At 64.0% G+C, this 16,794-nt stretch carries 14 protein-coding genes; 7 read left to right on the top strand and 7 right to left on the bottom strand.

Going from position 1 to position 16,794, the window contains the following annotated elements; translation table 11 throughout:
* Positions 1-52: 52 nt before the first annotated feature.
* Positions 53-1,246: a serine hydrolase domain-containing protein gene (locus NKH90_RS02695; protein WP_352817069.1), complete on the top strand. Its 1,194-nt coding sequence runs from the start codon at positions 53-55 to the stop codon at positions 1,244-1,246.
* A 64-nt stretch (positions 1,247-1,310) separates the two neighbouring features.
* Here the strand turns inward: NKH90_RS02695 and NKH90_RS02690 are convergent, their stop codons facing one another.
* Both NKH90_RS02690 and NKH90_RS02685 read right to left on the bottom strand, forming a co-directional pair.
* Positions 1,311-2,114: a creatininase family protein gene (locus tag NKH90_RS02690; protein ID WP_352747869.1), complete on the bottom strand. Its 804-nt coding sequence runs from the start codon at positions 2,112-2,114 to the stop codon at positions 1,311-1,313.
* Between the two features lie 56 nt (positions 2,115-2,170).
* A complete protein-coding gene (locus tag NKH90_RS02685; protein WP_352617542.1) occupies positions 2,171-2,554 on the bottom strand; it encodes a RidA family protein in 384 nt (127 codons plus the stop codon).
* Positions 2,555-2,933: 379 nt separating this feature from the next.
* On the opposite strand from NKH90_RS02685, the gene NKH90_RS02680 reads away from it, so the two are divergent.
* The 6 genes from NKH90_RS02680 to NKH90_RS02655 are packed head-to-tail and all read left to right on the top strand — an operon-like array spanning position 2,934 to position 8,913.
* Positions 2,934-3,938, top strand: a complete 1,005-nt coding sequence (locus tag NKH90_RS02680) for an ABC transporter substrate-binding protein (protein ID WP_352470264.1) — start codon at positions 2,934-2,936, stop codon at positions 3,936-3,938.
* A 3-nt stretch (positions 3,939-3,941) separates the two neighbouring features.
* The gene (locus NKH90_RS02675) at positions 3,942-4,784 is read left to right on the top strand and encodes an ABC transporter ATP-binding protein (protein ID WP_352817066.1); all 843 of its coding nucleotides are present in this window, start codon (positions 3,942-3,944) and stop codon (positions 4,782-4,784) included.
* Complete coding sequence (locus NKH90_RS02670) at positions 4,771-5,622, top strand: ABC transporter permease (protein WP_352490743.1); 852 nt, start codon at positions 4,771-4,773, stop codon at positions 5,620-5,622. The genes NKH90_RS02675 and NKH90_RS02670 overlap by 14 nt, the downstream gene beginning before the upstream one ends.
* Before the next feature lie 17 nt (positions 5,623-5,639).
* Positions 5,640-6,938, top strand: a complete 1,299-nt coding sequence (locus NKH90_RS02665; protein ID WP_352817191.1) for a cytosine deaminase — start codon at positions 5,640-5,642, stop codon at positions 6,936-6,938.
* Positions 6,935-8,335 carry an FAD-binding oxidoreductase gene (locus NKH90_RS02660; RefSeq protein ID WP_502898795.1) on the top strand — a complete coding sequence of 467 codons (1,401 nt, stop codon included), beginning with the start codon at positions 6,935-6,937 and terminating at the stop codon, positions 8,333-8,335. Before NKH90_RS02665 ends, NKH90_RS02660 begins: the two co-directional genes overlap by 4 nt.
* Positions 8,332-8,913 carry an NAD(P)H-dependent oxidoreductase gene (locus tag NKH90_RS02655; RefSeq protein ID WP_352817064.1) on the top strand — a complete coding sequence of 194 codons (582 nt, stop codon included), beginning with the start codon at positions 8,332-8,334 and terminating at the stop codon, positions 8,911-8,913. The genes NKH90_RS02660 and NKH90_RS02655 overlap by 4 nt, the downstream gene beginning before the upstream one ends.
* 6 nt (positions 8,914-8,919) lie before the next feature.
* Here the strand turns inward: NKH90_RS02655 and NKH90_RS02650 are convergent, their stop codons facing one another.
* From NKH90_RS02650 to NKH90_RS02630, 5 genes are all read right to left on the bottom strand, one after another.
* Positions 8,920-11,394 carry a GcvT family protein gene (locus NKH90_RS02650; RefSeq protein ID WP_352817062.1) on the bottom strand — a complete coding sequence of 825 codons (2,475 nt, stop codon included), beginning with the start codon at positions 11,392-11,394 and terminating at the stop codon, positions 8,920-8,922.
* On the bottom strand, positions 11,391-12,572 hold the full coding sequence (locus NKH90_RS02645; protein ID WP_352817059.1) for a pyridoxal phosphate-dependent aminotransferase: 1,182 nt from the start codon (positions 12,570-12,572) through the stop codon (positions 11,391-11,393). The genes NKH90_RS02650 and NKH90_RS02645 overlap by 4 nt, the downstream gene beginning before the upstream one ends.
* Positions 12,572-13,471 carry a homocysteine S-methyltransferase family protein gene (locus NKH90_RS02640; protein WP_352470270.1) on the bottom strand — a complete coding sequence of 300 codons (900 nt, stop codon included), beginning with the start codon at positions 13,469-13,471 and terminating at the stop codon, positions 12,572-12,574. The genes NKH90_RS02645 and NKH90_RS02640 overlap by 1 nt, the downstream gene beginning before the upstream one ends.
* Positions 13,468-15,921 carry a GcvT family protein gene (locus NKH90_RS02635; protein ID WP_352817056.1) on the bottom strand — a complete coding sequence of 818 codons (2,454 nt, stop codon included), beginning with the start codon at positions 15,919-15,921 and terminating at the stop codon, positions 13,468-13,470. Before NKH90_RS02635 ends, NKH90_RS02640 begins: the two co-directional genes overlap by 4 nt.
* A gap of 77 nt (positions 15,922-15,998) precedes the next feature.
* Entirely contained in the window at positions 15,999-16,592 is a 594-nt protein-coding gene (locus tag NKH90_RS02630) for a helix-turn-helix domain-containing protein (RefSeq protein WP_352500968.1), read from the bottom strand.
* Positions 16,593-16,794 lie beyond the last annotated feature (202 nt).

The following is a 16,794-nucleotide window of genomic DNA, read 5'->3' as shown; positions in this document are numbered from 1 at the left end:
TGCGCAGGAGTTCTAGGACACGGCCAAGGGGCGAATGATGATCGGGAGAATTTTGGCCATCGTTGTTGGCGTGGTCTGCGCGACAGGCAGCGCCATGGCCGCGTCCATGCCGGCTCTCAAGTCGATCGACCTGGCAGCGCTCCAAGCCACTGTCGAGGGTTTGGCCAAGGAACTTATGCTGCCCGGCGCCATGGTTTTGCTCAAGACTCCGGGCAACCTCGTCTTCGGCTACGGTACGACTGAACTGGGTGCCACGAACCCGCCGCGCGCCGATACCCACTTCCGTGCGGCCTCGAACACCAAGACGATGACCGCCGCTGTCATCGTGCAACTGGTGCAGGAAGGGAAACTGAGCTTCGCCGATCTGATCTCGAAATACGTCCAGCGCGTTCCCAACGGCGACGAGATAACCATTCGGCAGCTCATAACAATGCGGAGCGGCCTCCCTAACTTCACCAATGCGCCGGAACTTGCCGAAAGCCTGGACAAGTATCCTTACAGGGTATGGACCGCTGATGAAGTACTCGGCATGGCGTTCAAACGGCCGCCGGACTTCGCGCCGGGTGCCGAATTCGAGTACAACAACACCAACTACTATCTGCTCGGCCTTGTTGCCGAGAAGATCGACGGCAAGCCGCTCTCGACCATCTTCCGGGACCGCCTGTTCGGGCCGCTCGGCATGAAGAACACGGCGTTGCCGCCGAGCACGTCGAACGCCATCCCCGAGCCATACTCAAACGGCTATCTCTACGGCAGTACGTCGTACGCCCTGGCTGATGCGCCCTATCCGGACGACCTCCAGGCTGCGGCCAGGGCGGGAACGCTCAAGCCCAACGACGACACATGGCAGAACCCGTCCGCCTACTTTGCGGCTGGCGGAGTCATCTCCACCGCGGATGACCTCGCGACCTGGATGCGCGCGCTGGTCGGGGGCAAGCTCTTCAATGCCGACTTCCAGCGGCAGTGGCTTGCAAGCCCTGAGGCGCCGGAGCCGGGCGAACCCGCCATGCAAAAATACGGCTATGGCATCCTAACGCTGACCTTCGGGCCTAACCAAATCTACTATCACGAAGGCGAGATGCCCGGTTACCAGTCCTTCATGGGCTACGATCCGGCCAATGATGTCACCCTGGTCATATGGACCAACCTGACTCTCGCGCTCGACGGCCAGGCGACCGCCAACACCTTGATGGTGAAGATACTGGACGAAATCTACACGGTGTCGCCGCTTCAAGACGTGAAGTGAGGATCCTCGCGCGCGAATGGAATCGCCCCTCGTGAGCGAGGCCTGATCTGGTGGGATCAAACACCTACGCCAACCAATCCGCCAGCTTTGCCTTGCCCACGTCCCTCAGCAGGCCGATGAAACCGTCGGCCTGATGCTCGGCGGTGAGCCGGCCTTTTTCGGCGGTTGCAATGCTGGCGTCGCCGACCACGCCATTCGGGTTGAGGTCGCTGGCGATCCAGGCGAAGGCGTGTGTTCCAGTGTGGCGCAGCAGCGCAAATTCCTTTTCGGCGCGGGCGACCTTGGACACGAAATTGTCGGCCTTCCCCATGTCGACGAGGTCGGGCCGGAAGTGCAGCATCAGCGAGGTCTCGACGTCGCCGCCATGAATGCCGTGGCGGTCCTCGAGCTCGGTGTACATGCCGGCCGGCCGGCCAAAACGCTGCCAGCTGGTCTTTACCGCCAGCATCTTTGCCCGCACGCGCAATTCGCGGGTGACGATGCCCATGATCTCCTCATTGCCGCCATGCGAGTTCACGACAATCAGTTTTCGGACGCCGGAACGCGCGACCGACAGGCCAAGTTCGGTCCACGCCTCGACCAAGGTCGTCGCCGGCAGGGTGAGGGTGCCCGGCGCATGCAAATGCTCGTTCGACTTGCCTACCGCCTGGACCGGCAGGATGCGGATGTCGAGATCGCCGGGCAGGCGCGCGATCACCGTTTCCAGCATGCCGTTCATGATCGAGGTGTCGGTCGAAACCGGCAGATGCGGCCCGTGTTGTTCGATCGCTGCCAGCGGCAGAACGGCAATGGTCGTCTCAGGATCGACGGTCGCGTATTCGGTGGTCCGGTAGTCACCCCACCATACGCGTTTTTTTGCAGTGGTCATGTCATGCCTCTTGAACCGACAAGCCCAGACCTAACGCGGGAACGATCGGCTGTCGATCATCCCGCCGCAATCACCTCGATCTCGACCTTGAATTCCGGCCGGGCAAAACCGGACACGATCATCAGCGTCGAGGCCGGCGCCGGGCTGGCGAACAGCCGGTCGCGAACCTCCATATAGGGCCGCAGGAAGGCGCGGTCGGTGACGTAGGTGTTGATGCGGACGATGTCGGACAGGCCGAGCCCGGCCTCGCCGAGAATCGCCGATATGTTCCGGAAACAGAGCTCGGCCTGTGCGCCGGCCTCCTCGGGGATCTGGTCGTCCGGGGTGATTGCGACCTGGCCCGAACACAGCACCAGCCGCTTGCCGGGCGGCAGTTCGACACCATGGCTGTAGCGGGCGAAGGGCGGCTTGATCGACTTCGGCGTGAGAAATTTGAACATGGCAATCTCCGTTCACGGCAGCCTATCGCATCGGCCCGAAAATCGGGATCGATTTTCGGAAAGCACGATGCGAAGATTCAAAGTTTTAGAGCGTACTTTGTGCGTCCAAGTGGACGCACGTCGCTCTAAGGCCGGATCGATGCGGGCATCAAGATGGCGGTGCATGTCACGAGGGCGATTGTGGACAGGCGATCAAAAAATAGGCACGATGCCTTTCGTACAGCATGACCCGTCCGGCCTTCGCGCCGCCATTGCTCAGGCGGGCATTGCACAAGCGGGCGGTCCCGGCGCAACGCGCCGGTGGCATGTGTCTTGCTTCTTGAAACAATGGTGTCGAGCCCGACGCGTGACGCGCCGGAGCGAACAAAGGGTGGTGTGGATGTACGGAAAACTCAAGATTTCGGCGGGCGTGATCGTGCTGCTTGGCGCAGGCACGCTTGCCGCGGCAGCGAACGAAAAAGTCACCTTCGGCACCAACTGGCTGGCCGAGCCGGAGCATGGCGGTTACTACCAGGCCGTGGTGGACGGCACCTATGCCGCCTGCGGCATCGACGTGACGATCATGCAGGGCGGCCCACAGGTCAGCGGCCGGCCGCTGCTGCTGGCCGGCAAGATCGATTTTTACATGGGCGGCAACCTGCTGTCGGCCTTCGATGCCGTGCAGCAAGGCATACCGATGCGCGTCGTGGCGGCCGACTTCCAGAAGGACCCGCAGGTCATCATGTCCCATCCCGGGCAGGGGCTGGATAAATGGGAAGACCTGAAGAACGCCGACCAGTACATCCTCGGCGACGAAGGTGCGCAGACCTTCTTCCAGTGGATGGTCACCGACCTCGGCTTCGATGCCGCCAAGCGCGTGCCCTACACCTTCAACCCGGCGCCGTTCATCGCCAACAAGAAGTCGATCCAGCAGGGTTACGTCACCTCGGAGCCATTCGCCGTCCAGAAGCAGGGCGGTTTCACGCCGAACCAGTTTCTGCTGGCCGACTATGGCTGGGACACATATGCAACGACGGTCGAGACCATGCAGGAGACGATCGACAAGCGTCCCGAGGTGGTCCAGTGCTTCGTCGATGGCTCGGCCAAAGGCTGGTACAATTATCTCTACGGTGACAACAAGGCCGCCAACGAGATGATCAAAAAGGAAAATCCGGACATGACGGATGAGCAGATCGCCTTCTCGATCGAGCAGCTGAAGAAGTTCGGCGTGGTCGATTCCGGCGACAGCGAAAAGCTCGGCATCGGCGCCATGACCGATGCGCGCATCCAGAGTTTCTACGACAAGATGATCAAGGCCAAGGTCACGCCGGCGGGCATCGACATCAAGAAGGCCTACACGCTGGCCTTCGTCAACAAGAGCGTCGGGCTCGACCTGAAGAAGTAGGCCGTGAAGCTGGAGAAAGTGGCGCAACAGCCAGGAAGCATACCAGGGCCGACGCTGTTGGCGCTGCGCGGTGTCGGCAAGGTGTTTTCCAACGGCGTCACCGCGCTCAGCAATGTCGAGCTGACGATCCGGGAAGGCGATTTCCTCAGCCTGCTCGGACCGTCCGGCTGCGGCAAGTCGACGGCGCTGCGGCTGATTGCCGGCCTGTCGACGCCGACCTCGGGCGTGCTCGACTGGCGCGGCAGCGGTGCCCTCGAGCGTTCGAATATCGGCGACCGTTCAAATATCGGCTTCGTCTTCCAGGAACCGACGCTGCTGCCCTGGGCCGACGTCTTCGACAATGTCTGGCTGCCGCTGCGGCTGAAGGGCGTGTCGCGTGCCAAGGCGGCGCCGGCGGTGATGGAGATGCTGGCGCGGGTTCACCTGACCGGCTTCGAGAAGGCCGTGCCGCGCGAACTGTCGGGCGGCATGAAGATGCGCGTCTCGATCGCCCGCGCCATGGTAACCAAGCCGCGCATTCTGTTGATGGACGAGCCGTTCGCCGCACTCGACGAGATCACCCGCTTCAAGCTCAACAACGACCTTCTCGAGCTATGGCAGGATGAGCGTTTTACCGTCGTTTTCGTCACCCACAGCGTCTTCGAAAGCGTATTCCTCTCCAACCGCATCGTCGTCATGGCGGCGCGGCCGGGCCGGGTGTTTGCCGAGCTTGCCGTCGATGCATCCTATCCGCGCGACGAGGCGTTTCGCACCTCGCCCGACTATGCCGCGCTCTGCCGCCAGGCATCCGACGTGCTGATCGGCGCCATCAACTCAACTGCCGGACCGCATTATGACGGCCATTGAAGAACCAGTCCTGGCGCTCGACCCGGAGGAGGCGCGCCGCGTCCGCCAGGAGCGCTTCGAGCGCATCGGCAGATGGCTGCTGCCGCTGGCGATCATGATCCTGGCCATCTGGCTGTGGGACCGCATCTGTGTCTGGAACGACATTCCGAAATACATCCTGCCGCGCCCCGGCGTGGTGTTGCAGACGCTGCACGACGATGCCGGGCTGCTGTTCTCCTCGCTGCTGGTGACACTCAGGATCACCTTCTTGAGCCTGCTTCTCGCCGTGGTCGGCGGTGTCGGGCTGGCGGTGCTGTTCGCTCAGTCGAAATGGGTGGAGATGTCGTTCTTTCCGTTCGCCATCGTGCTGCAGGTGACGCCGATCGTCGCGATCTTTCCGCTGATCAATATCTATGTCGACAACCAGACGACGAAGCTTTTGCTTTGCGCCTGGATCGTCGCCTTCTTCCCGATCCTCTCCAACACCACGCTCGGCCTCAATTCCGTCGATCGCAATTTGCGCGACATGTTCAAGCTCAACGGCGCGACCCGCTGGCAGCAATTGCGCTATCTGCGGCTGCCGGCGGCGATGCCTTATTTCCTCGGCGGGCTGAAGATCGCCGGCGGCCTGTCGCTGATCGGCGCGGTGGTGGCAGAGTTCGTCGCCGGGGCCACCGGCCAGTCGTCCGGCCTCGCCTCGCGCATCATCGAGGCCGGCTACCGGCTCAACGCGCCAAGGCTGTTCGCGGCGCTGATCCTGATCTCGCTCACCGGCATCCTGATCTTCCTGGTGCTGTCGCTGATTTCGCATCTCATTTTGCGGCGCTGGCACGAGAGCGCGCTGAGGCAGGAGCGGTGATGGTGAGCAGCGCCGCCTTGATACCGGCTTCTGGTTCCTACCATCTTTCCAACGTCCGGCTTCACGCGTCGCTGACGCCGGGGCTTGCGGCTGCCTTTGACGCCGACGGATTTGCGCTCGCGGACATTGCCGTCGCCGATGGCAAGATCTCCGGGATTACGGCGCATCGATCCAACGCACCGGCGGACGCCACCGACCTCGGCGGCCGCATCGTGCTGCCGTGCTTTGTCGACTGCCACGCCCATATCGACAAAGGCCATATCTGGCCTCGAAAGCCCAACCCGGACGGCACCTTCATGGGCGCGCTGAACGCAACGGGCGCCGACCGGGCGGCGCGCTGGAGCGCCGACGACGTTGCCCGCCGCATGGATTTTTCGCTGCGCTGCGCCTACGCGCACGGCACCAGGGCGCTGCGCACGCATCTCGACAGCGTCGCGCCGCAGGAAGAGATCTCCTGGCCGGTGTTCGAGACGATGCGGGAGAAATGGCGCAGCCGCATCGAGCTGCAGGCGGCCTGCCTGCTCGGCATCGAAGGCGTGCGCGACAGGAAATGGTTCGAGAGGCTGGCCAAGCGGGTGGCTGCCGCCAAGGGTGTCCTCGGGGTCGTCACCTACATGGTGCCGGATCTCGAAGAATTGCTCGACCAGGTGTTCGCGCAGGCGATCAAGCACGGCCTCGACCTCGATTTCCACGCCGACGAGACCGACGATATCGCGGCGATCTCGCTGAAGAAAATCGCCGAAGCCGCCCTTTGGAACGGTTTTGACGGGAACATCCTGGTCGGCCATTGCTGCTCGCTGGCGCGCCAGCCCGATCTCGACGTGCTCGACACCCTGGACAAGGTCGCCAAGGCCGGCCTGGCGGTGGTGTCGCTGCCGATGTGCAATCTCTATCTGCAGGACCGGCGAGGCGACAGGACAACGCCGCGCTGGCGCGGGGTGACGCTGCTGCACGAGATGAAGGCGCGCGGCATTGCCGTCGCCGTCGCCTCCGACAATACGCGCGACCCGTTCTACGCCTATGGCGATCTCGACATGCTGGAGGTCTATCGCATGGCGACGCGCATCCTGCATCTAGACCATCCCGTCGCGGACTGGCCGCAAGCTGTCACCGCAACGCCGGCCAAGGTGATGCGGCTCGATGGTTTCGGCACGCTTGCCGCCGGAGCGCCGGCCGATTTCGTCGTCTTCAGGGGGCGAAGCTGGACGGAATTGCTGTCGCGACCCGAATCGGACCGCATCGTGGTGCGCGACGGCCAGGCGATCGAGCGCCAGCTGCCCGATTATGCCGAACTCGATGATCTGATGGTGGAATGATGGATATTGCGGCGCTCAAGCGCGACCTGGACGGTTTGAAGATCGACGACCATCCGGCGATCGTCCAGCAGAAGAGCCGCGACTTCTACTGGTACAGCCCGGTGCTGAAGCAGCAGCTCGAGCACGTCACCGGCGACCTGATCGTGACGCCGAAAACCGAAGACGAGGTCGTCCGCATTCTCGCCGCCTGCCACCGGCACGGCGTCCCGGTGACGCCGCGCGGCAGTGGCACCGGCAATTACGGGCAGGCGATGCCGCTGTCCGGCGGCGTGGTGCTCAATCTCGCCGAAATGAACGCGGTCAAGACGATCGCCCCCGGCCGTGTCGTCACCGGCCCCGGCGCCGTGCTCGCCGACATCGACAGAGCGACGCGGGCGCATTCCGGCCAGGAGCTCCGCATGTCGCCGTCGACCTACAACACCGCATCGATCGGCGGCTTCGTCGCCGGCGGCTCCGGCGGTATCGGCTCGATCCGCTGGGGCGGACTGCGCGACCTCGGCAACGTCATCCGGCTGAGGACCGTGACGATGGAGGCACAGCCGCGGGTCATGGAGCTCACCGGCGAGGACGTGCTGAAGGTGATGCACGCCTACGGCACCAACGGCATCATCACCGAAGTCGAGATGCCGCTGACCGCCAGCTATGACTGGATCGACGTCATCGTCGGCTTCGACGATTTCATGGATGCGGCCGGCTTCGGCAACGATCTCGCCATCCAGGACGGCATCCTGGCGAAACTGATCACACCGATCGCAGCACCCATCCCCTACGATTACTTCAAGCGCCACCAGCGGTTTTTCCGGCGCGGCCAAAGCATCGTCGTCCTGATGATCGCGCCGCATGCGATGGATGCCTTCCTCGCCTTCACGGCGCGCAGCAAGGGCGAGATCGTCTTCCGCGCCGACAAGGAGGCCGATCTCAAGGGATTGCCGCCGGCCTATGAGCTGACCTGGAACCACACGACGCTGCGTGCCATCCGGGTCGATCCGACGATCACCTATCTGCAGACCCGCTATCCGTCGCCGGACCACCTCGGCCACGTCAAGGCGATGGTCGACCGCTTCGGCGACGAGGTGCCGGCGCATCTCGAATTCATCCGCTTCGACGGCGCAATCGGCATTGCAGGGCTGCCGCTGGTGCGCTTCACCACGGCGGAGCGGCTCGACGAGATCATCCGCATCCACGAGGACAATGGCTGCTGGATCTTCAACCCGCACCGCTACACGCTGGAAGAAGGCGGCATGAAGCGCACCGACGAGGTGCAGCTCGCCTTCAAGCGCGAAACCGACCCGCAAGGGCTGCTCAATCCGGGCAAGATGATCGCCTGGGAAAACCCGGACTATGATTATCGCTCGGGCAAGTCGTTCCTGTTCAAGGGGCTGGAGAAGGCGGGTTGAAAATCCTCGTCCTCTACGCTCATCCGGTGGAGACCAGCTTCAACGCCGATCTGCACCGGACGATCGTCGAGCGGCTGAAAGCGGCCGGCCATGTGGTCGACGATTGCGATCTCTATGCCGAGGGTTTCGATCCCAGGCTGACGCGGGCCGAGCGGCTGTCCTATCACGACGCGCGCAGTGCCGGCGATCCGGCGGCGCCTTATGTCGAGCGCCTGTTGCGGGCCGAGGCGCTGGTGCTGTCGTTTCCGGTGTGGAACTTCGGCTATCCGGCCATTCTGAAAGGCTTTTTCGATCGCGTCTTCCTGCCCGGCGTGTCGTTCAAGCTGGTCGACGGCAAGGTGCAGCCGTCATTGCACAACATCCGCAAGGTGGTCGCGGTCACGACCTATGGCGGCAGCCGGTTCCGAGCCATGCTGATGGGTGACCCGCCGCGCAAGCTGGTCAAGCGGGTGCTGCGTGCGACGATCAAGCCCGGCGGGTCGGTTTCCTACCTTGCGCATTACTCGATGAACCTGTCGACAGAGGGCAGTCGGACGAGGTTCGTGGCGAAGGTCGCGGCCAGGATCGACGCGTTCTGAGGTGCGCTACATCCGCACCCGTTCCGACTTCGGATCGTACATCGGCTTGAGCGAGGCCTCGGCGGCAAAGCGCTCGCCGGCGATCTCGATCTCGTAGGACGACGACAGGACATCCGCCTCGCTCTCGCCCTTGCAAGGCACGTAGCCAAGCCCGATTGCGCCGCCGAGATGATGACCGTAATTGCCCGAGGTGATCGGACCAACGATCTTGCCGTCGCGCAGGATCGCCTCGTTGTGGAAGAGCAGCGGCTCGGTGTCGTTCAGGCGGAACTGCACCAGCCGGCGTGACAGGCCGGTTTCTTTCTTCTTCAGCACCGCATCGCGGCCGAGGAAGTCTCTCTTGGCAGTCTTCACCGCGAAACCCAGCCCGGCCTCCAGCACATTGTCCTCGTCGGTGATGTCGTGGCCGAAATGCCTGAACGCCTTTTCGATTCGGCAGGAATCCAGTGTGTGCAGGCCGCATAGCTTCAGGCCGACGTCGGCGCCGGCTTCTTCTATCGCCTCGAAGACGTGGGCGGCCTGGTCGGTCGAGACATAAAGCTCCCAGCCGAGCTCGCCGACATAGGTGACGCGGTGGGCGCGGGCCAGGCCCATGCCGATTTCGATCTCCTGAAACGTGCCGAACGGATTGTTCCCGTTGGAGAAATCGTTGGGGCTGACCTTTTGGATCAGCTTCCTCGAATCCGGGCCCATCAGGCAAAGCACGGCTTCGGCAGCGGTCACATCGGTGATGACGACGAACTCGTCGGCAAGGTGTTTTCGCAGCCAGGCCAGGTCGCGCTGCAGCGTGGCGCCGGGCACGACGAGCAAGAAGGCTGTTTCGGATAGCCGCGAGACGGTGAGGTCGCTCTCTATGCCGCCGCGCTGGTTGAGCATCTGGGTGTAGACGATCTTGCCCGGCGCCACGTCGATGTCGTTGGCGCAGAGCCTTTGCAGGAAAGCGCAGGCGTCGCGGCCCTCGACGCGGATCTTGCCGAACGAGGTCATGTCGAACAGGCCGACGCCGTTTCGGACCGCCAGATGCTCCTCGCGCTGGTTGTCGAACCAGTTCTGCCGTTTCCAGGAATAGCGGTATTCGCGCTCCTGGCCCTCCCGCGCAAACCAGTTGGCGCGCTCCCAGCCGGCGACCTCGCCGAACACCGCGCCGCGCGCCTTCAGATGTTCGTGCAGCGGCGAACGGCGGACGTTTCGCGAGGTTGCCATCTGCCGGTACGGAAAATGATCGGCATAGAGCAGGCCGAGCGTTTCGGAGACGCGCTCCTTGAGATAGCGGCGGTTCTTCTGGAACGGCTGGGCGCGGCGGATGTCGACCTCCCAGAGGTCGAAGGGCGCCTCGCCGTCATTGATCCATTGCGCCAGCGCCATGCCGGCGCCACCGGAGGAGACGATGCCGATCGAATTGTAGCCGGTCGCCATCCAGTAGCCGGAAAGCTCCGGCGCCTCGCCGAGATAATAGCGATCGTCGGGGGTAAAACTCTCGGGGCCGTTGAAGAAGGTGTGGATGCCGGCGGTGGCCAGCATCGGCATGCGGTTGACGCCCATTTCCAGGATCGGCTCGAAATGGTCCATGTCCTGCGGCAACTGGTCGAAGCAGAAATCCTCGCTTATGCCGTTCATGCCCCAGGGCTTGGCCACCGGCTCGAAAGCGCCGAGCATCATCTTGCCGGCATCTTCCTTGTAGTAGGCGCACTCGTCCGGCACGCGCAGCACCGGCAAGCGGGAAAGCCCGGGGATCGGTTCCGTGACGAGATAGAAATGTTCGCAGGCGTGCAACGGGATGGTGACGCCGTTCCGGGCGCCAAGTTCGCGTGCCCACATGCCGGCGCAGTTGACGACGATATCGGCCTCGATCAGGCCTTGCTCGTCGCCCTGCGCCCAGGAAACGCCGGTGACGCGGCCGGCCCTGGTATGCACCTTGGTCACCTTGACGTTCTCGACGATCGTCGCCCCGCGCTGGCGCGCGCCCTTGGCCAACGCCATGGCGATATTGGCCGGGTCGCACTGACCGTCGAGCGGCAGATGCACGGCGCCGACCACATCGGAAACATTGAGATGCGGGTACATCTGCTTGACTTCGTTGGGCGAAATCTCGCGCACGTCGACATCGAAGGCGCGGGCGAGAGATGCCTGCCGATAGATCTCGTGCTTGCGCTCCTCGGTCAACGCCACCGTGATCGAGCCGACCTGGCGCATGCCGGTGCCGACATCGGTCTCGGCCTCCAGCTTGACGTAGAGGTCGGCCGAGTATTTCGCCAGCCGCGTCATGTTCTGCGAGCCGCGCAGCTGGCCGATCAGGCCGGCGGCGTGCCATGTCGTGCCCGACGTCAGCTGCTTGCGCTCGAGCAGCACGATATCGGTCCAGCCGAGCTTGGCCAGATGATAGGCGACCGAGCAGCCGGAGACGCCGCCACCGATGATGACCGCCCGCGCTTTGGGAGGAATGGCCTTGGTCGGAATGGTTTTGGTGGGCGGGGCGTTCATGCGGCCTCGCGACCATAGCTGGAGGCGAAGCGGCGCAGGCGCGTGGCAGCCTCCATCAGCACCGGCTCAGGCTGGCAGAGGCTGAAGCGGACGTGGCCGGCTGCAGCCTCGCCGAAGCTCGAGCCGGGCATGACGCCGACCTTTTCCTGGTCGAGGAAGGCCCAGGCGAATTTTTCGTCGTCCGGCTCGATCGCCGATATGTCGAGCATGACGTACATGCCGCCTTCGGAGCCGCGCACGGTGATGTTGTTCATACCGCGCATGGCATCGAGGACGACGGTGCGCCTCGCGGCGTAGCGCTCGGCGATCTCCTTGACGCCGTAGCCATTTTCGAGCGCCTCGGCGCAGGCGAGGCTGATGAAGGCCGGCAGGCCGTAGGTCATCACCAGATTGAGGTCGGTCAGCAGCGAGACCATCGGTTCCGGCCCGGTCAGCCAGCCCATGCGCCAGCCGGTCATGCCGTGGCTCTTGGACATCGAATTGATGACCAGCGTGCGTTCCGCCATGCCGGGCAGCGAGCGTGGTGAGACGTGTTCGCCGCCGCCCAGCGTCCAGTAGACCTCGTCCGACAGCAGCCAGAGGTCATGTTCGCGGCAGATCTGCGCCAGCTCTTCCAGGCGCTCGCGCGAATAGACGGCGCCCGTGGGATTGTTCGGCGTGTTGATCAGGATGGCGCGGGTGTTCGGCCGAAGGGCGGCGCGAATGTCGGCGGCGCGCGGCTGAAAGCCATCCTCGGCGGGGGTCTCGACGACGCTGAACTCGGCGCCCGCCGCACTGAAGGTGTTGGGATAGGTGGCGTAATAGGGCGCGACGACGATGGCATGGTCGCCCTGGTCGAGAACCGCTTGTATGGCCGCGTAAAGCGCGGCCTGCCCGCCCGGGGTGGCGATGACCTGGTCGGGATTTGTCGCAACCCCGGTGCACCGCGTCGAGGCCGCCGCCATCGCCTTGCGCAGGCGCGGAACGCCGGCAAGCGGGGTGTAGTGGTGATTGCTGGCGCGAACCGCCGTCACGCAGGCTTCGATCGTCTCGCTCGGCGTGTCGAAATCATGGTCGCCGACCGACAGCATGATGATGTCCTCGCCGGCCTGCTTGCGCGCCCAGGCAGCGGAATGAACCTCCCAGCCATCCTTGCCCGAAGGCACGATGCCGGAAATGCGCGAAGATGGCTTGGGCATTATGCTGCTCCCGAAATTTCATAACCGGCCTGTTCGAGCCGGTCGCGCAGCGCGGCGATGTGGGCCGGTCCGACTTCGCAGCAGCCGCCGACGATGCCGGCGCCGGCCTCGACCCAATCGACCGCCTGGCCGGCATAGGCATCCGGATCGAGGTCGTGGCGGGCGTGCAGCACTTCCACCGTACCGCCATGCTTGAGCGCCTCAATCGAGGTGAAGCCGTTGGCATAAGCGCCGACCGGACCGCCGAGAGCGATCAGTTCGGGCAGCGCTGCAGCGATCGCTTCGGGCCGGCAGCAATTGATCAGCCGGGCCGCGACGGGCAGGCCGGCAAGAGCGCCCGCCGCCGCCGCAATGGCTTCGCCGCTGCGCAGGCGCGGCGTGCCGTGGTCGGCAAGCGTCCACGACACCCATACGGGCTTGCCGCTTTCCGACGCCGCGGTGACGGCGGCGCGCGCCTCTTCGGCCGACGCCATGGTTTCGCACAGAAACAGATCGACGCCGCCCGCCTGCTCGGCAACGATACGGCGATAGATGTCGAGCGTATCCTGGAAGGATATCGTCAGCGCCGGCGCATAGCTGCCGAACAGCGGCGACAGGCAGCCGGCGATCGCCGCGTCGCCAGCCTGGTCGCGGGCTTGCCTTGCCAGTTCGATGCCGCGCTTCTGCAGGGGCTTGAACAGCTCTTGCGCGCCTTCGCGTGCCAGCCGCTCCGGCGTGGCTGAATAGGTGTTGATGGTGATGACGCGGGCGCCGGCGCGGATGAATTCCGCATGCAGGTCGCGCACCAGATCCGGTTCGTCGATCAGAACCCTGGCCGACCACAGCGGCGTCGGCTCGGAGCTGCTGCGGCGGACCAGCTCCTGGCCCATGCCGCCATCGGTTAGGATGACAGTCTTCATGCTCTGAGCCTTTCGTTCTTCGGATCCCATAACGGCTCATCCTTCTGCACGATCGCCCGAAAACGTTCGCCGAAGATCTCGACCTCGACCGCGGTTCCCGGCTCGGTGAGGTCGGCGCGCAGCATGCCGAGCGCGATCGACTTGTCGATGCGATGACCCCAACCGCCGGATGTCGTCTCGCCGACGATCCGGCCGTCATGCCACAGCGTCGACATGTAGGGCGCATCGCAGTCGCCGGGGTTTTCGACGACCAGCGTGACGAAGCGCCTCTTGATGCCCTGCTGCTTCTCGTTCTGCAGCGCCGCCTTGCCGCGGAAGTCGGGCTTATCCCATCTGACGAAGCGCTCCAGCCCGCCCTGCAGGATCGAATAGTCGGTCGACAGGTCGCCCTTCCAGGTGCGGTAACCTTTTTCGAGCCGCAGCGAATCCAGCGCGTACATGCCGAACGGTTTCAGGCTGTGCTTCTGGCCGGCTGCCCAGAGGGCGTCGAAGATGGCTGCGGTATCGTCGACCTTGCTGTGGACTTCCCAGCCGAGCTCGCCCGCGAAGGATACGCGCACCAGCTTTGCCCAACGTCCGGCGATACTGGTTTCCTGATGCGTCAGCCAGGGCAGGGTGAGGTCGGCCGCGCAGAGTTCGGCGAGGATTTTTCGCGAGTTGGGGCCGGCGAGGATCTGGGTGGAGTATTCCTCCGTCCGGTCGACCAGCTTGAAAGTGGCGTCCTTCGGGATGCGCGATTTCAGCCATTCGAAATCATGCCACTGAGCCACCGCGGCGGTGATCAGCGTCATCAGGTTCTCGTCGTGGCGGACCACCGACATTTCGGTGACGATGCGGCCCTTGTCGTCGGCAAAATAGACGAGGCCGATGCGGCCGGGTTTCGGCACCAGGCCTGTCACCTGGAGGCTCAGCCATTCGGCGGCACCCGGACCATCGAGATTGAAACGGGAAAACCCCGGCAGGTCCAGAATGCCGGCGGCATCGCGCACGGCGAGGCATTCCTCGCGCGCACGATGCTGCCACGGCCCGTCGCGGCGGAAGGTCAGCGTGGATTGTTCGGAGATGTCGTCGCCTGGCTTCGCATACCAGGTGGCGCGTTCCCAGCCATTATAGGCGTCGAACCGGGCGCCGAGTGCCTTGATGCGGTCGTGGAGCGGCGACAGCTTGCGGTCGCGCCCGGCCGGCCAGGCATGGCGCGGGAACTGGATGGCATATTCGTTGTCATAGATCTCCATGCCCTTGGCGACGCAATAATCCGGGGCCGAGGCAAAGGCGGTGAAACGGCGCGGATCGCACGACCACATGTCCCATTCGGTCTGGCCCTCGGTCACCCATTCGGCCAGCACCTTGCCGGCGCCGCCGCCCTGGGCGATGCCGAAGGTGAAGACGCAGGCCTCGAAGGCGTTGGGCACGCCGGGCATCGGGCCGATCAGCGGGTTGCCGTCCGGCGCATAGGGGATCGGCCCGTTGATGACCTTGGACAGGCCGGCGGTGCCGAGGATCGGCACGCGGGCGACAGCATCGGCCAGGTAATGTTCCAGCCGGTCGAGATCGTCGGGAAACAGCTGGAACGAAAAGTCGTCGGGCATTGGGTCGTTGTGGCCGACCCAGTGGGCGCGGCAATTGCGCTCATAGGGGCCGAGATTCATGCCGTTCTTTTCCTGGCGCAGATAATAGGACGTATCGACGTCGCGCAGCAGCGGCAGCTTCTTGCCCTGCTCCTTCGACCATGCGGCCAGTTCGGGGATTTCCTCAAACAGGATGTATTGATGGCTCATCACCATCATCGGCACCTCGCGGCCGAACATCCTGCCGACCTCGGCGGCGCGGTAGCCGGCGGCGTTGACGACGATCTCGCAGCGGATCTCGCCTTGCGTTGTCTCGACCACCCACTCGTCGTTGTCGCGGCGCACGCCGGTGACCGGACAGAAGCGGATGATCTTCGCGCCCATGTCACGCGCGCCCTTGGCCAGTGCCTGGGTCAATTGCGCTGGATCGATATCGCCATCATTCGGATCGTAGAGCGCGCCTTTCAGCTCATGCGTCTCGATGAAGGGGTAACGGCGCTTGATCTCGTCGAGCCCGACCACGTCGATATCCATGCCCTGGTAACGGCCCATGCCCTTGGCGCGCTGGAATTCCTGCATGCGCTCCGCGCTATGGGCTAGCCTGAGCGAGCCGGTGACGTGGTAGTTCATGGGATAGCCGACCTCGTCGGCCAGCCGGCGATAGAGCTCGGTCGAATAACGCTGCATGTTCATCAGCGACCATGACGAGGAGAAAGTCGGCACGTTGCCGGCGGCATGCCAGGTCGAGCCGGAGGTCAGCTCGTTCTTCTCCAGAAGCACGCAGTCGGTCCAGCCCGCCTTGGCGAGATGGTAGAGCGAGGAGGTGCCGACGGCACCACCTCCGATGATCACAACGCGTGCCGTGGTCGGCAAACCGGCCATGTTCTTCTCCGACTATTTGTTTTGATGCATGTCGTTGTCCCAAAACCGCCACGCACTTTTGGGCGACATGCATTCGTTCAATAGACAGGCGGCGAAACCACCCAGATCACCACAGCCGGTTCCGCTCCAGGATTGCGCCAGCGGAACGGCTTGCCGTCGAAGCGGAAGGAATCGCCTTCGCCAAGCCGGTGCCAGACGCCGGCAATTTCGATATCGAAACTGCCGGAAGCGACGTAGCCGGCTTCCTCGGTCGGCCGGCGCGACTCGGTCTGCAGCTCGGCACCCGGGGCGAAGACCGAACGCAGCATCTCGAAGCTACCGCCGAGATCGGGCGACAGAAGCTCCTCCACCAGGCCGGAATCGCTTGTGCCAAGCGTGCGCCGGTTGCCGGCACGCACGACCACGCCGCGCTCGGTCTCGACAGGTACGTCATGGCTGAAGAACAGGCTGACCGGCACGCCGAACAATTCGGCGAAGGCCCTGAGATCGCCGAGCGACGGGACCGACAGACCGCGCTCGACCTGGCTGACCCAGCCGACGGAACGGCCGAGCTTCAGTGCGATTTCAGCAAGCGTCAGGCCGCGCGCCTTGCGCAACGCGCGGATGTCGCCGGCCAGCAGCCGTTCGCCGCTGTCCTGTTCCGATCTGGCGGCGGTTGAGGGCAAAGCCATCCCTGTCTCGATGAAAAATTCCCAGCAAATTTCATTTGATGGCGGGTTCATGAAAAAATCAAGAGGATTTTCATGCACTCACAAGATTTACTTGCGCCATTTTGACGGTTCGGGCAAAGGCTCGGCGCACGAGCGGCGAGTGGGGCGTCCGGTCGAGGCGGGTAGGCTATCGGGCGTTCAAAAAGACGCGCAAGGATGCTCC

Source organism: Mesorhizobium sp. M0898, from assembly GCF_040319695.1.
Classification (GTDB): Bacteria; Pseudomonadota; Alphaproteobacteria; order Rhizobiales; family Rhizobiaceae; genus Mesorhizobium.
The sequence above is the reverse complement of the archived record's forward strand: the minus strand, read 5'-3'. Positions and strand labels throughout refer to the sequence as shown.

Bases quoted from the DNA above. Each gene is read 5' to 3' on its own strand.
- NKH90_RS02650 (WP_352817062.1), bottom strand. From the start codon at position 11,394: ATGAACGCCCCGCCCACCAAAACCATTCCGACCAAGGCCATTCCTCCC.
- NKH90_RS02670 (WP_352490743.1), top strand. From the start codon at position 4,771: ATGACGGCCATTGAAGAACCAGTCCTGGCGCTCGACCCGGAGGAGGCG.
- NKH90_RS02690 (WP_352747869.1), bottom strand. From the start codon at position 2,114: ATGACCACTGCAAAAAAACGCGTATGGTGGGGTGACTACCGGACCACC.
- NKH90_RS02660 (WP_502898795.1), top strand. From the start codon at position 6,935: ATGATGGATATTGCGGCGCTCAAGCGCGACCTGGACGGTTTGAAGATC.
- NKH90_RS02645 (WP_352817059.1), bottom strand. From the start codon at position 12,572: ATGCCCAAGCCATCTTCGCGCATTTCCGGCATCGTGCCTTCGGGCAAG.
- NKH90_RS02685 (WP_352617542.1), bottom strand. From the start codon at position 2,554: ATGTTCAAATTTCTCACGCCGAAGTCGATCAAGCCGCCCTTCGCCCGC.
- NKH90_RS02630 (WP_352500968.1), bottom strand. From the start codon at position 16,592: ATGGCTTTGCCCTCAACCGCCGCCAGATCGGAACAGGACAGCGGCGAA.
- NKH90_RS02635 (WP_352817056.1), bottom strand. From the start codon at position 15,921: ATGGCCGGTTTGCCGACCACGGCACGCGTTGTGATCATCGGAGGTGGT.
- NKH90_RS02680 (WP_352470264.1), top strand. From the start codon at position 2,934: ATGTACGGAAAACTCAAGATTTCGGCGGGCGTGATCGTGCTGCTTGGC.
- NKH90_RS02640 (WP_352470270.1), bottom strand. From the start codon at position 13,471: ATGAAGACTGTCATCCTAACCGATGGCGGCATGGGCCAGGAGCTGGTC.